Origin of the sequence: Candidatus Phytoplasma zeae (assembly GCF_001712875.1) — a bacterium.
GTDB lineage: Bacteria > Bacillota_I > Bacilli_A > Acholeplasmatales > Acholeplasmataceae > Phytoplasma > Phytoplasma asteris.
On record NZ_CP015149.1, the window covers coordinates 427,954 to 444,086 of the forward strand.

Sequence of the window (16,133 nt, forward strand, 5' to 3'; positions counted from 1 at the left end):
ATACAATCATTTATTATGAAAAAAAACTTTAAACCATTTCTTTTTTTTCAAAAAAAATTAAAATATTGGGCAAAAAATAAAAATATTTTATTTGGTTCTTTATTTTTAACTATTTTATTTTTAGCTGTTTATTTAATTCCTTTTACTCCTTTATATAAAAATCCTGATGCATCATCTGATTATAAACGTTTACAAAGCATTAGTTTAAAACATCTCATGGGAACAGATTCTACTGGACATGATTTATTTAATAGAATGTTAGAAGGAACTAAAAAATCTTTAACTATAGGTTTTTGTTCTATTATGATGGCTAGTATAATAGGAACGTTATTAGGAATTATTTCAGGTTATTTCAAAAATATTTTTGATAATATCATTAATTTTATATGTGATATTTTAGTAGTTTTTCCCGATGTTATTTTAGCTATTTTAATTATGTTTTTTTTGAAAGACAATAAAAAATTATCATTAATAATTGCTCTAAGTATTTCTAATGCTCCTACTTTTATTCGAATCATAAGAGCAAATACCATGAAAATTAGGCAAAAAGGTTTTATCAAAGCTTCTAAAGCTTTAGGATCAAATGAATTTTGTATAATTTTCAAACATGTTTTGCCTCATCTATGGTCTATTATTATCACAAGAATAACAATAGGTATGGCAACAGTTATTTTAACAATATCGGGGTTAAGTTTTGTTGGATTAGGTCTCGATCCTACAATTCCTGAATGGGGCAATATTTTAAATGCTAGTAGAAGTGATATTAGATTCTATCCTCATTTATTTTTTGGACCTTTTATCATTATTTTATTAACTAGTTTATCTTTTAATTTAATAGGTAAAGGTTTGATCCAAATTTTTAATCCAAAAGATGCAAATTAGAAAATAAAATATTTGCAAACTTACACACCATTAAAATCGCAATAAACAAAATAATAATTTATTAAAAATTAAAGTTTGATTTATACTTAAATCAAACTATTTTTTTCAACTTTAATAAAAAAACAAATCTTTTTTCAAAAATTAACCTCTCATGAACCCATCGCAAAAAAAAAATTTATTTACAAATAATATAAATAACTAAGGAATTCTTATATGTCAATTAATTATCAAAAATTAGAACAAAGATTTGAAAAAATTGGTCGTTTAGAAAATATTATCAATATATTAAACTGGGATATGGCTTGCAACATTAAAAAGGGCTCCCAAGAAAGCCGCACTTTAGAAATCATCGATTTAACCCAAATTATAAAAAAACTATTAACTTCACAAGAAACCAAAAATTTGCTTTTACAAGCACAACAAGAACAAGAAACTCTCAATTCTTGGCAACAAGCTAATCTACGAGAAATAACATCCAAAATGCAATCCGAAGAAATAATCCCTGAAGAACTACAAAATAATTTAATTTTAGCAACTACCAAATCAGAGATAATGTGGAGACAAGCCAAAAAAAATAACGATTATAACAGCTTCAAACCTTATTTTCAAAAAGTACTAAATTACACCAAAGAAGTAGCAAATCTCAGATCCCAAAAATTAGGCATATCTTTGTATGATGCTCTAATCGATCAATATGACCCTGGAATGACTGCTACCAAAATCAAACAAATATTTAACGTCATCAAAGAAAAATTACCACCTTTAATGAAAACTATTTTGCAAAAACAAGAAAAAGAAAAACACCTTTACAAAGATATTGCAATGACTTTAGAAAACCAAAAAAAATTAAATCAAATCATTATGCCCAAAATAGGATTTGATTGCAATTATGGTCGCCTAGATGAATCCATCCACCCTTTTTGTGGAGGCACTCCTTATGATGTTCGCCTTACTTCCAATTATAATACAAACAATTTTTTAGATAGTTTTTTAGCCACTATACACGAAGTAGGACACGGTTTATACGCCCAAAATTTACCCCAACAATACAAAAATCAACCAGTAGGCACTCCACGAAGCTTTTCTTTTGATGAAAGCCAATCTTTATTAATGGAAAAACAAGTTGCTAAATCTCAAGAATTTTTAACTTACTTAGTAGATATTTTAAAAACAGAATTAAATTTTTACAATCCTTCATTAACTCCACAAAATTTATTTAAACAAGCCAACCAAGTAAAACCTGATTTTGTTCGCATTTATGCTGATGAAGTAACTTATCCTTTCCATGTTATTTTGCGTTTTGAAATTGAAGAATTATTAATTTCTGATCAGTTGTCTTTGGGTGATTTACCTCACTTTTGGAATTGCAAAATGAAAGAATATCTAGGAATTACCCCACCCAACGTAGGTCTTGGATGCTTGCAAGATATTCACTGGCCTCAAGGAAGTTTTGGTTATTTCCCTAGCTATTTAAATGGAGCTATTTTAGCATCCATGATAATGAAAAACGTTCAAAAAGCAAATCCTAATATTAAAGAGGGCTTTAAAGCAGGCAAATTTGAAACTTTAAATCAATATTTAGATCAAAAAATAAGAAACTGGGGTTCTTTTTATACCAACCAAGAATTTGTGTTCAAAGCAACAGACACGCCCCAAATTAACCCTGAAACTTTTTTACAATATTTAGAAAATAAATATTTGAATAATTAATTTAAGAATATAAAAAAAAGACTCTTTCAAGAAGAGTCTTTTTTGTTTTTTAATATCATCTACATTTATGGCATTTACAATGACAAAATCTTTTTTTTAACTTCTATAAACAACAAAGGCAACAAAGATAGTAATAAAATGATTACAAAATCTTTTGTTGTTAAAGAAATTAATTGAAATAAATCTCTTAAAAAAGGGACAAAAATTATGATTAATTGCAAAAATACACTAATGGCAAACGCTTTAATCAAAAATGAATTTATTTTTAACTTAAAAACAGAAGTGAAAAAACTTCGCAAATTCCATACATGAATCAATTGTGAAAACGCCAAAACCATAAAAGCAAAAGTTTGAGCATATCTTATTTTATCACTATCATGATTATAATATCCTATTAAAGAAGCCACAAAAGCCAAAAGACCAATTAAAAATCCTTCCAAAATAATTTTTTTATAAGTTTTTTTATTTAGAAAACTTCCTTTAGGATTATAAGTTTTTGGCGACATAGAATTTGTTTCTTGTGGTTCGATTCCCAAAGCCATTGCTGGCAATGAATCAGTAACTAAATTAATCCAAAGAATTTGTAAAGCAGTCAAAATTTTAAAATCACACCCAAAAAAGAAAATTCCTAAAAAATTACCAAGCAAAATCAAAATAATTTCACCAACATTACAACTCAAAAGAAAAACTAAACTTTTTTTAATATTATTAAAAATATTTCGCCCTTCTTCTAAAGCATTCGTAATAGTAGCAAAATTATCATCTGTTAAAATCATATCTGATGCCATTTTACAAACATCAGTACCTGCAACTCCCATAGCAATTCCCACATTGGCTTGTTTAATGCTTAAAGAATCATTTATGCCATCTCCTGTCATTGCCACCACAAAACCTTTTTTTTGCCAAGCTTTCACAATTTTTAATTTATGATGAGGATTAGTTCTTGCATAAACTTTAATTTGCAATAATTTTTCCAAAAATTCTTCCTCTGGCATTTGAGCTAATTCATCTCCTGTAATGGCTAAATCTTGAGGTTGGGATAAAATATTTAATTTTTTGGCAATCACAAAAGCAGTTTTTAAATGATCCCCTGTAATCATAATCGGAGTGACGCGTGCTTGATTGCATTTAAAAATGGCTTGCATAACTTCTTTTCGAATGGGATCTTCCATCGCCACTGCCCCTAAAAAAATAAGATCTTGTTCAAAAATATCAGGATTGTTTTTAAGATTCGTCTCTAAATCAAGAGAAAATACACGATAAGCAACTCCCAAAACTCGCAAAGATTGCTCACTTAATTGACTAATTTGTTTTTCTAATATTTTTATTATTTTAGTATCTTTTGCAATGGTTTGTTCTTGATATTGAACTTGACTACATTTTTGCAACAAAACTTCTGGAGCACCTTTAGTAATGGCATAAATAAATCCGTCTTTATGATGAAAAGTAGTCATCAATTTCCTTTGGGAATCAAAGGCAATTTCTGCAAATCGAGGATATTGCTTTTGGAGTAAAAACGCATCATATTGATAAAACAAAGCTAAATTAATAAAGGCTTTTTCAGTAGGATCAGCAATAATTTCTAAGTTGTTTGAAGTTTTATCGTTGGTTGTTTTTGCAACACTAATCAAAGCATCATTACATAAAATACCAAATAAAAGCAACTTTTCTAAATTAAAGGGTTTTGGTTCATTAATATTTTCCACACAAAAGGGACTTATTTTTTCCAAAGAATTACAAACTATAATTTTTTTAACAGTCATGTTATTTTGGGTTAAAGTTCCTGTTTTATCAGTACAAATAACATTAACAGCCCCCAAAGTTTCTAAGGTTTTTAAATTTTTGACAATAGCTTTTTTAAGAGCAAGTTTTTTCATTCCCAAAGCCAAAATTAAAGTCATAATAATTAATAAACTTTCAGGAATAGCAGCAACTGCAAGAGCAATGGCATCCAAAAAAGTATGTTTCAAAATGTGAGAGCTAAAAGTTGAGCTGTAAATGTTTTTAAAAATCGTCCACAAGCCATTAAGGAAAATAATAATACCAATTATCAAAGTTAACTTTTTAGTTAATTTGGCAATATTTTTTTCTAATGGTGTTTTTTCTTGTTGGGGTTGAGAAATAAACTGGGTAATTTTTCCAATTTCAGTTTGCATTCCTGAAGCAAAAACCACTCCTTTAGCTCTTCCTTTTAAAATAACAGTATTCATAAAAGCCATGTTTTGATTAGTAAGAGCTGCATTTTGGACACAAACACAAGCACTTTTTAAAACAGCTTGCGATTCTCCTGTAAACAAAGATTCATCTACATATAAATTAAATGTTTCTAAAAGTATCATATCAGCTGGAATAATATCACCAGTTTCTAAAATGACAATATCTCCTATCACTAAATTTTGCATAGGAATTAAAAGCGGTTTGCTATCTCTTATTACTTTGGCATTAAGGGAAGCTTTTTTTGATACATTAGCTAAAACTTTTTGGGTTTTAGTTTCGTAATAAATACTTAAAAAGGCGTTAAGAAGGACAATAATCAAAATAAAGCAGCCTTCCACAAGTTCTTCTTTGTTTCCTTGTAAAATACCAATCACGAAATTAATTGTAGCTGCTAATAGAAGGACAATAACTAAAAAATCTTTAAATTGTTGTTGGAATTGATGCCAAAAAGTGGGTTTGGTAAGGGATTGAATTTGATTTTTACCGTTAATTTGAAGTCTTTGCAAGGCTTCTTGGGAAGTAAGCCCTTTTGTGATTTTGGTTTGTAACAATGCTTGCGATTGTTCAGGGTTTTTTTGACTAAATGAATGTTTCATTAAAATTCCTTTAATTTAATATAAATACAAAAAATATTTTGTGCAAAGCAAAAAGTAAAAATTTCAATTTGTTTTGCATGTATTATGAAATTGAGTTTTACAACTAATAAAAATAAGTGAAGCGTGCAAATAAAATAAAAAAAACTAAACTGTTTTAGCAGTTTAGTTTCGTTTCTTTTTGGGGAACAGAAGTTATCAATCCCATAAATAAGGCAGATAATTTAATACGTAAAACAGTATAAAAAAGTGATAAAGATATTTGTGTAGTAAGTTCTTTTAGACCTGTTTCTTTATAAAAATATTCAATAATAAAAACACCCACAGCACCAAAAATCATAAGAGTATAGCCAAACATTTCTACTACAAAAGAGATATCTTTTTTCTTATAAATAGATAAATATTTAGCAACAATATCAAGTCCTCCAGTAGAAGCACCAATTCTTAAAGGAATACCATTAAAAATACCTATTAAAATACCTGCAAAAAAAACTCTGGTAAGATCGCTTAAAAAATCACTTTCAGTTTTGAATATTCCAAAAAATCGTTCAGTATGATATAAAAAACCTTGTTTAACTTGGTTTTCAATAAAAAACACTGAAACAAAAAGAAGGACAGTTGCAAATGCAGTAGTAATGGTAAAATATTTACCCAAATAACGACGAGAGATAAAAAACAATAAGAAAACATTAACAACAAAGTAAAAAGTACCAGCAATAACTATAATATTATTAGTTTCAATCTTTCCTGCTTTATGTAATAATTTACCTATTACATTGCCTAAACCAATAACCCCAGTAGGAAAAAGATCATTTTTATATCCGCCATCTCGGGTGCAATCAAAAGCCCAAACAGAAACTAAAACATATACTATTAAGGATAAGGATAAAATTAATATTTTTTTAAATTCTTGAACATATTGAATTTTTTTCTTTATTGGAGAAAATTTTTCAATATTTTCCATACCATTTTTCATAATAAACCTATTTCTTTTATTTTAATATATTTTGGCAACGCGTGCACAAAGGAGTAAAGGGTTTGGTGATTACTACATTCCAACATCTTTGACAAGCATACCCAGAAGCTTTGGCAACTTTAACATCAAAAGTATCTTTTAATTGAAGTGTTACTTTAGAGACTATAAAAAATTGATGCAATTGATCTTTAATTTGTAAAACATCCAAAGCATGCATTTCTTCTTGGGTTAATGATAACGTAATATGGGCTTGCAAAGAAGAATTAATAAGCCCACTTTGTCTTGCTTTTTCCAAATATTGTAAAACGTTTTTTCTTAATGTTAAAAATTTATGATATTCTAACAAAAGATGAGAAGTTGGACGTGCTTTGAGTTGTGGCATTTTTTCTAAATAAATATCTTTTTCCAAAGCAAAAGGAAAAAAGCCGTAAACTTCTGAAGTAGTGTGAGGAATAATTGGAGTTAAAACTTGTAAAAGCGATAATAACAAATCATAGATAGTTGATTGAATCATCTTTCTTTCTTTGTGATCTTCTTTTTCGATGTATAAAATATCTTTGGCAAAATCGAGATAAAAAGCACTGATTTTATTAGTAATGAAGGGGAATAGATGCCTTAAAACACCTTCAAAATTATAAGTATCATAAGAATGTATTACGTTTTTTAACACTTCTTCAAAATCTAGCATCATTGCTTGATGTATAAAAGTTCTTTGTTCAAAGGCAATATAATTAGTATCTTTTTTAAAATTATCTAAATTACCTAACATAAAACGGAAGGTGTTTCTAATTTTGCGATAAAGATCTTCTACTTGTTTTAAAATGGAAGGATTAATGCGAACATCAAGATTATAATTAGTGTTTGCAACCCATAAACGAATAATATCTGCTCCTTTTTGTTCAGCAACAGTTAATGGATCGATGACATTGCCCAAAGATTTAGACATTTTTTTGCCTTCACCATCAAAAACAAAACCATGAGTAATAACAGTTTTATAAGGAGCTTGATTTTGAGTGGCTACAGAAGTAATTAAAGAAGAATTGAACCAACCACGATATTGATCAGAGCCTTCCAAATAAACATCACTTTGTAAAACTTGATTACGTTTTTTAAAAACACTATAAGAAGTTCCTGAGTCAAACCAAACATCCATAATATCTAGTTCTTTGGTAAACAAATTGTTAGGACTTTGGGGATGAGTGTAGTTTTCAGGAAGTAGTTTTTTAACATCCCATTCATACCAAATATCCATTCCATGCTGTTCGAATAAATCAGCTACATGATTAATTAATTTTAAATCCAGAATGGGTTGATGGGTTTCGGTGTAAAAAATAGGAATGGGAACGCCCCAAGTTCTTTGACGACTAATATTCCAATCCTCACGATTAGTAATCATATTAGTCATTTTTAATTCTCCCCAACGTGGAATCCACTTAACTTTTTGGGTTTCTTCTAGCAAAAGAGATTTAATTTTTTTAATAGAGACAAACCATTGAGGAAGTGCAAGAGAAATAACTGGTTTTTTAGTGCGCCAATCATGAGGATAGGAGTGCAAAATTACATCTGCTTTAAGCAAAGAATGGTCTTTTTCTAAATCAGAGATGATAGCTTCGTTGGCTTTGGTGTAAAATAGACCTTGATATTTGGAAACATCTGTCATCATACCTTTTTTATCAATACTACAAACAACATCTAAATTATATTTTTGACCTACTAAAAAATCGTCCAAACCGTGTCCTGGAGCGATGTGGACTAGTCCTGTTCCTTCTTCATCCAAAACGTGTTGTGATAAAATTATTTTTCCGAATTTGGAAACAAGGTGATTTTGGTAAGTTAAATGTTCTAAGGTTTTTCCTTCAAAAGTGGCAACAACTTTGATGTGTTCTTTGTTCCAAGCAAAAACTTTTTGAAGAAAAGGAATGTTTTTAGTTCCTACCAAATAGCGTTTTTGTAAAACTTCAATTAATTGATATTCTTTTTCAGGATGCACCGCAATTGCTACATTGGCAGGCAAAGTCCAAGGAGTAGTTGTCCAAATTAACAAAGCCACATTGTCAAAAATATCTAGTTTTTTCATGCTAAAAGCAACATAAACAGAAGGAGATTGGTGATTTTGGTACTCTAATTCTGCTTCTGCTAAAGCAGATTCTAAAGTAGGTGACCAATGAATGGGTTTGAGGGCTTTAAAAATTAAGCCTTTGTCAACCATTTGTCCAAAAATTCTTACCTGATCAGCAACAAAAGTTTTATCCAACGTTAAATAAGGATTTTGCCAATCTCCTAAAATACCTAATCTTTGAAATTGCTGTTTTTGATTATTAACATTTTCCAAGGCAAATTCTTGACATTTATCTAGGAAAGACTTTCTGGTAAAAGCATTTTTAGAAGTTTTTTTAAGAACTGCTGCCTCAATTGGCAAACCATGAGTATCCCAACCAGGAATTAAAGGAGTGTAAAAACCTTGCATACTACGAAAACGAACAATAAAATCTTTTAAAATTTTGTTTAAGGCGTGTCCCATATGAATATTGCCGTTAGCATAAGGAGGTCCATCGTGCAAAATAAAAGGGTTGTTGTATTGATTTTGTTGTAATTTTTTTTGATATAAGTCAAGTGTTTGCCAATGTTTTTGAATGTTAATTTCGTTTTTGCCTAAATTTCCTTTCATAGGAAAATCAGTTTTTGGCATCAAAAGAGTTGTTTTATAATTTGTTGTCATATCTTTTTTATCTCCTTATTTTTAGGTTGTTAAATTGATAATTTGTTATTTGGGGGGTTAAAGTTGAAAATAGAAAAAAACGAATTTCAAAATTAAAAGTTTGAATATTAAACTAAACATTAAATCTAAAAGTAATAATATCACCATCTTTAACTATGTATTCTTTGCCCTCAATGCGAACTTTGCCTTTTTCTTTGCTTTTTTGAAAAGTTTGGGCCTCTAATAAATCAAGGTAAGAAACAACTTCGGCTTTAATAAAACCTTTTTTTAAATCGGTGTGAATAATGCAGGCGCATTCGGGAGCTTTAAGACCTTTTTTAAAAGACCAAGCGCGAACTTCTTTAGGTCCTGCAGTAAAATAAGTTTGGAGACCTAAAAGAGCATAACTTTCTTGAATTAATTTAGTAATCCCTGATTCTACAAGACCATAGTCCTTTAAAAAAAGTTTCTTTTCTGCAAAGTCTAAAGACGATATTTCTTTTTCTAATTGCACACACAAAGGAATTACTTTTTTGGATTCTTTAGTAGCATACGCTAAAACTTGTTGATAAAAAACGTTGGAATCCAAAGATAATAAATCATGTTCTTTAATGTTGGCTAAATAAAGGGAAGGTTTTAAAAACAACAAATTAAAGGTTTTGACAAGCTTTAATTCTTCATCCGAAAAAACCAAATTTTTTAAATCTTGGGTAGTTAAATGGGTTTTAATTTTGGTTAATAACGCTTTTTCTTGCAATAATTCTTTGTCAAGTTTATTTTTTTGTTTACCCAGTTTAATTAAGCGTTTTTCAATTTGTTCTAAATCTGCTAAAGCTAGTTCTGTTTGAATAATATCAATTTCTTCTACAGGATTATTCGTTTCTGTCACATGAGCAATATTGGGGTCTTCAAAACATTTAACCACATGACAAATAGCATCTACATTGCGAATATGACTTAAAAATTGATTGCCAAGCCCTTCGCCTTTGGAAGCTCCCGCTACTAAACCTGCAATATCTTTGAATTCTATCAAAGCAGAAATAGTTTTTTGAGATTGAAAAATTTGAGATAAAGTTTGGAGACGCGAATCTGACACTTCTACAATGCCAACATTAGGTTCGATAGTGGCAAAAGGATAATTAGCTTCTAAAACTTGCATTTTAGTTAAAGCATTAAATAAGGTAGATTTACCCACATTTGGCAAACCAATAATTCCGACTTTCATTTTTGAGTTTCCTTATGGTATTTTATTTTGTAAAAAATAATTGGTTGGTAAAAAAGGGGGGGTGATTTTTTGGTTGGGGTTAAAATGCGATTTTACAATTGTGTAAAAAATAGATAAAATGCAATCTTGTAGCAATTATTAAATTGAGTTCTAAAATGATGCTATAAAAAAATGTGCAAAAAATAAAAAATAACTAATATTTGAGTTGGTTTTTGATTTCTTCGTAAAAGCTCACATAATTTTGATATCGAGAGGGAAGTATTTTGCCGTTTTCTAAGGCTTTTTTAACGCCACATTTTTCTTCTTGCAAATGAAGACAACTTTCACCAAAAAAACAATCACAAACATGTTCTACAAAATCAGGATAAAAATTCTTTAAAGTCCTAGGGCAAAAAGTAGTTAAGTCTAGTTTGGAAAAACCAGGAGTATCAACAATAAATCCACCATTAAACTCGTATAATTGGGCGTTTTTGGTGGTATGTTTGCCTCTGCCAAGACTTTCAGAAATTTCTTGTGTTTTGAGTTTGGCATCTGGAATTAAGGCTTTGAGTAAGGTCGATTTTCCTACTCCGGTTTGTCCTGCCAAAACTGTAATTTGATTAGCAAAAATGTGTTTAAGGGCATCTATTCCTATTTTTTGCTTGGAGTTAATATAATAAAAGGGTTGAAATTTTTGATAATAAGATAATTGTTGTTGCATTGTTGTAAAGTTTTCGGGTTTTAACAAATCTATTTTAGAAAAAACCAAAACTACATCTAATTTTTGTTGTTCTAAAATTAATAAAAACTTATCTAATAAAAGAAATTGAAAATTGGGCTTTACTAAGGAAAAAACTAGCAATACCTGGTCAATATTGGCAACATTAGGTCTTTTTAATTCATTTTTACGAGGCAAAATAGATTGAATTAAATAAGTATCACAAGAAAGTTCATAAAACACAATATCGCCTACTTTAATAATAAAGTCAGAGGTAGAACTATTTTCTTTTTGGGTAGTTTTGATATCAGGGTTTTTTAATTTGCCTCTTTTTTTAGCTTCCAAAATGATTTGAGTTTCTAAATCTTTAATATAATAAACTCCAGCCAAAAATCTTAATACTAAAGCTTTTTCCAAATAATAACTCCTTTTTATATTTTGAAATCTTTTTTAATTATTTTTTTCTTATTTTGTCTAAATTACTTTTTAAAAATTTTTAAATTGTCTGTGTGTGTGCGATAAAAAATGCTAGATACTAATTTATTCTAATTTGAGTAGCTTTTTTTATAATTAATTAAAAAAACATTAATTATTTTTATTATAACATATAAAAAAACAATAATTACATATAAAGATAAATTGGGTTTAAATAAGCAAAAGCAGAGTTTATTTGCTAATGTTTTTATGGGTGTGACTTTGACAAATGGGATGTTTGTTGCAAAATAAAAAAGTTTTGGGGGGTGGCAAAAATTGTTACATAAAAAGGGAAGGACCCCTTAATAAAAAGGAGTCTTTTGTTAATGTTTTATTAATATTTTGTTAATGGCATTAGGCAAGAAAAAATGTAGAATTACAAAATAATTATTTTTATGTTTGAAAATAGGGATGTTGTTTTTTACTTAATTAAATTTACTTAATAAAGCCAAAACTTGTTGTTTAATTTGGGCTAAATAAGATTCGTCGTCCAAGTGATTGATAGCTTTGTCCATCAAATCTGCAACTAAAATAAAATCATTTTCTCTAAAACCTACTGTTGTCATAGCAGGTGTGCCAATTCTAATACCGCTTGTCACAAAAGGTTTTTCTTGATCAAAAGGAATGGTATTTTTGTTGACAACAATATTTATTTTTTCTAACATGTTTGCAATTTTGGATCCTGTAAACTCAGTATTTTTATGTTTAACATCAATTAAAAATAAATGATTATCAGTGCCTCCACTTACAATGCGATAACCTTTTTGTTGGAAGGCTTTAGCAAAAGTGTTTGCATTTTTGATAACTTGCTTTTGATATTCTTTAAAGGAAGGCATCATCGCTTCTTGAAAAGCAACAGCTTTAGCTGCAATAGTATGAATACAAGGTCCTCCTTGAATACCTGGAAAAATACCACGATTTATTTTTTTAAATACTTCTTCTTTATTGGTTAAAATCAAACCTCCACGCGGTCCTCTCAGCGTTTTGTGCATAGTAGAAGTAACAACATCGGCGTTAGCTTCAAAGGGACAAGGATGAAGCCCACAAGCAACTAAACCTGCAATATGGGCAATATCTGCCATTAAATAGGCATTAACTTCATCAGCAATTTGACGAAACTTTTTAAAATTAATAGTTTTAGAATAAGCCGAATACCCTGCAATAATTAATTTAGGTTTAACTTTTAAGGCCACTTTACGAATTTCATCATAATCAAGCATTTCAGTTTGGGGATTGACATTATAAAAATGAGCTTCATAAAAACCACCAGAAAAACTTAATTTATGACCGTGAGTAAGATGTCCTCCATCCATTAAAGATAATCCTAAAATTTTGTCACCAGGTTTTAATAAGGCTTGAAATACTCCCATATTGGCTTGTGAACCTGAATGAGGTTGGACGTTTGCATATTTAGCACCAAACAGCTTGGTTGCTCTTTGAATGGCAATTTTTTCTATTTGATCTACATTTTTACAACCATTATAATATCTAGCTTGAGGATAACCTTCTGCATATTTGTTAGTCAAAATGCTTCCTTGGGCATCTAAAACTGCTTGAGAAACAAAATTTTCCGAAGCAATTAATAAGATATTTTCTTTTTGTCTAATTTTTTCTTGTTCAATAAGATCAAAGATTTCTTGATCTTGGTCTTTTAATCCTAACTTTTGATTCATTTGGGCACAACCTTTTTCTTTTTTTATTTTTGGGCATTCAATGTAATTATTGGAAAAACAAAATGTTTTATAAAAGCATTTACAAATACGAATTTATTTGATAAACAATAGAGCAAAAATGGTAGTTATGGTTATAAAATCAAGCATTTTCCAACGATAAGTAATCATTTTGGTGCGAGGAGCTCCCAAAACATAACCTCTTACTTCCATAGCATTAGAAATTACCAAAGACCTTTTAAAAACCAACACAAAAATAGGAACCAACAAGGCTAAAAGATGATTAATTCTTTTAAAAATATTTTTTTTGTGCAAATCCATGCCTCTTGCTGTCTGAGCTTTTAAAATTTTATTGGTTTCTTGCAATAAAAAAGAATTAGCCATAAAAATTAAAGAAAGCATTAAAGTAAAAGTTTCAGTAGAAATTTTGAGTTTTTTTAAAGGAGACAAAATAATATCTAGACCATCTTGAATTTCGATAAAAGAAGTTATTTTATTGAATAAAAAAAACAACATCACAATTAAAAACAATCTTGTCATAATAAAACAAATTCTTAGAAAAGAAGTCGTTTGCAATATATAATTTTTAGGTTTGCAACCCAAAATTTCTTGTATATTGGAAGGAAAATACGAAGGAATAACAAAGACGAACAAAAGCAAAAATAACAAATAAGATAATTTAAAGGGAATATATTTTTTATTGAAATTATACAATAAAATACATATTAAAAACAACCAAAAAGAATGGATGGCATCATAACTTAAAATAGGAATTTGAGCTCGCATAAAAGCATTAAAATAAGTATCTTCCGAAGGAACTAAATTTATTATCAAAGAAATAATAAAAACAAATCTTAAATGTTTAATTCTTTGCCAAAAATAACTCCAAGTTACTCCAAAAAAGAAACAAAGGCTCATTAAAGCTACCACACAAAAAAGATAAAATAAAGTGATGCGTTTGGGGTTTGCAAAAATAAAAACTTGATTTGGAGCAATATTTTCAACATTAATGGGCAGTTTTAAAATAAAAACTAACAGCAACACAAAAGAAAGAATTTTGATAGAAGGATGGAGTTGGTACAAAAAACAACGCGATAAAGAGGGGTGGGATAAATTATTATTTTTAAAATCATTATTTTTCATCAATAATACCTTTTAACAATAAAATTCTTTTAAATATTGGGCAAGGGTGCTAAAACAATAGTGTGCTTGAAAGGGGATTCCTAAAGTTTGATTTAAATGTTTTAAAATTTTAAAAGTATCAGGAATATCTAAGTTAAATTGCTCAAATCGGGGGTGTTCAAAAAAAGTTTCTTTTGTGCCATCAAAAAGCAATTTTCCTTGAGACAAAACCAAAACACGTTTTGCATATTGGGAAACCAAATTCATATCATGAGTAATAATGATAATAGTTTTGTGAAATGTTTGATGCAAAATTTGTAAAAAATCCATAATATCAGAGCTACTTTCCAAATCAAGACCACGTGTAGGTTCATCAAGGATTAAAATATCAGGTTGCATGGCTAAAATACCTGCAATAGCGACTTTTCTTTGCTGTCCGTCACTAATTTGAAAAGGAGATTTTTGATGTAAAGCGGGAGGAATGTTGATTTGTTCTAAAGTTTTGAAAGCTTGCTTTTGGGCTTGTTGTTTGTTATTTAAAAAAACTTCAGCACCAAACATTACATCTTTTAAAACAGTTATTTCAAATAATTGATATTCAGGGAATTGGAAAACTAAACCTACTTTTTGGCGCAAGGGCACTAAGAGTTCTTTTTTTGTTTTAGAAGTTATGGTAGTGCCACAAACTGTTACTTTTCCTATATTTGTTGTAAGCAAAGCATTCATTAATTGCACTAAGGTCGATTTGCCTGAACCGGTTTTCCCCACTAAAGCAATAAATTCATTTTGAGAATTGATTTTGAAATTAATGTCAGATAAAGTGGCAGTAGTTTTTTTTGGAGGGTGGGGGGGGTTTTTATAATAAAAGTTTACTTTTTCAAATTGTATTGCCATAAAATATCCTTTAAATTTTCTAACATTTGATCATTTTTAATGTTTTTAGTGGTGCTGTCTTTTAAAATTTCATAGTAAAGATCTAATGATAAAGGAGATTTTAATTTATATTGTTGCAAAAATAAAGGGTCTTGAAAAAGGTTTTGGGGTGGGTTTTGGGTAATTAATTTTCCTTGATCAAGAACAATAATTTCATCACTTTTGGCAGCAAACTCTAAATCATGAGTAATGGTAATCAAAATTTTATTTTTAATGGTTTGAATAATTTTTTGCACTTCCAAAGCGCCTTGAGGATCTAAAAAAGAAGTTACTTCATCAAAGATAATAATTTCGGGCTCCATCGCTAAAATGGAGGCAATTGCTACACGTTGTTTTTGTCCCCCTGAAAGTTGATTCACGTTTGTGTCCAATAAATCATCTATTTTTACCATTTTGGCATATTGCCAAACTTTGGCTATAATTTCTTCTCTACAAACATTATAATTTTCCAATCCAAACGCAATATCTTCTCTTACAGTAAGTCCTGTAAACTGATAATCAGGATTTTGAAAAACCATACCTATTTTAGGTTGCAAAAGGGGCAAATTTTTTTCATTTAAAACGATATTATCAATTAAAATTTGTCCTTTGGTACAAGAAAGCAGCCCTACTAAAATTTTGGCTAAAGTAGATTTTCCCGAGCCATTATGACCAACAATAGAAACCCAAGAATTATTTTGAATGGTTAAATTAAGGTCTTTGAGAATAGGATTACAACCGTAATAAAAAGTTAAATTTTGAATAGATATCATAACTTTAAATTTTTCTTTCTTTGTTTGGTAGTTTTGATGGGGCATTTTTGAGGTAGTTGATTTATTTCGATGGGAGGTTAGTTTGAAAAAGGCAAAACTACTTTTGCAACGAATCGCAAATCGTAATATAAGATATAAAATAAGATTGAGTTTTTGTGGAAGGAGTGAAAAATTGTTATAAAAT

The 16,133-nt window shown here is 29.1% G+C and carries 11 protein-coding genes; 2 read left to right on the forward strand and 9 right to left on the reverse strand.

All coding sequences use genetic code 11. The features are described from left to right. Positions 1-15 precede the first annotated feature (15 nt). Entirely contained in the window at positions 16-882 is an 867-nt protein-coding gene (locus tag MBSPM3_RS02160) for an ABC transporter permease (protein ID WP_069028313.1), read from the forward strand. Between the two features lie 213 nt (positions 883-1,095). After that, a complete protein-coding gene (locus MBSPM3_RS02165; RefSeq protein WP_069028314.1) occupies positions 1,096-2,592 on the forward strand; it encodes a carboxypeptidase M32 in 1,497 nt (498 codons plus the stop codon). Between the two features lie 74 nt (positions 2,593-2,666). On the opposite strand, the gene MBSPM3_RS02170 is transcribed toward MBSPM3_RS02165, so the two are convergent. From MBSPM3_RS02170 to MBSPM3_RS02210, 9 genes are all read right to left on the reverse strand, one after another. Then, positions 2,667-5,405, reverse strand: a complete 2,739-nt coding sequence (locus MBSPM3_RS02170) for a cation-translocating P-type ATPase (RefSeq protein WP_069028315.1) — start codon at positions 5,403-5,405, stop codon at positions 2,667-2,669. A gap of 154 nt (positions 5,406-5,559) precedes the next feature. Continuing rightward, on the reverse strand, positions 5,560-6,378 hold the full coding sequence (locus MBSPM3_RS02175; protein WP_069028316.1) for a YitT family protein: 819 nt from the start codon (positions 6,376-6,378) through the stop codon (positions 5,560-5,562). 16 nt (positions 6,379-6,394) lie between these two features. Then, a complete protein-coding gene (gene ileS / locus MBSPM3_RS02180) occupies positions 6,395-9,097 on the reverse strand; it encodes an isoleucine--tRNA ligase (protein WP_069028317.1) in 2,703 nt (900 codons plus the stop codon). 112 nt (positions 9,098-9,209) lie between these two features. Then, positions 9,210-10,301 carry a redox-regulated ATPase YchF gene (ychF, locus tag MBSPM3_RS02185; protein ID WP_069028318.1) on the reverse strand — a complete coding sequence of 364 codons (1,092 nt, stop codon included), beginning with the start codon at positions 10,299-10,301 and terminating at the stop codon, positions 9,210-9,212. A 193-nt stretch (positions 10,302-10,494) separates the two neighbouring features. Continuing rightward, the gene (gene rsgA / locus MBSPM3_RS02190; RefSeq protein WP_069028319.1) at positions 10,495-11,415 is read right to left on the reverse strand and encodes a ribosome small subunit-dependent GTPase A; all 921 of its coding nucleotides are present in this window, start codon (positions 11,413-11,415) and stop codon (positions 10,495-10,497) included. Positions 11,416-11,897: 482 nt separating this feature from the next. Further along, positions 11,898-13,145, reverse strand: coding sequence for a serine hydroxymethyltransferase (gene glyA / locus MBSPM3_RS02195; RefSeq protein WP_069028320.1), 1,248 nt, complete (start codon positions 13,143-13,145; stop codon positions 11,898-11,900). Between the two features lie 93 nt (positions 13,146-13,238). Beyond that, a complete protein-coding gene (locus tag MBSPM3_RS02200; protein ID WP_232308828.1) occupies positions 13,239-14,285 on the reverse strand; it encodes an energy-coupling factor transporter transmembrane component T in 1,047 nt (348 codons plus the stop codon). 12 nt (positions 14,286-14,297) lie between these two features. Beyond that, positions 14,298-15,158 carry an ATP-binding cassette domain-containing protein gene (locus tag MBSPM3_RS02205; protein ID WP_069028321.1) on the reverse strand — a complete coding sequence of 287 codons (861 nt, stop codon included), beginning with the start codon at positions 15,156-15,158 and terminating at the stop codon, positions 14,298-14,300. Next, complete coding sequence (locus MBSPM3_RS02210; RefSeq protein ID WP_069028322.1) at positions 15,134-15,949, reverse strand: ATP-binding cassette domain-containing protein; 816 nt, start codon at positions 15,947-15,949, stop codon at positions 15,134-15,136. The genes MBSPM3_RS02205 and MBSPM3_RS02210 overlap by 25 nt, the downstream gene beginning before the upstream one ends. Between the last annotated feature and the right edge of the window lie 184 nt (positions 15,950-16,133).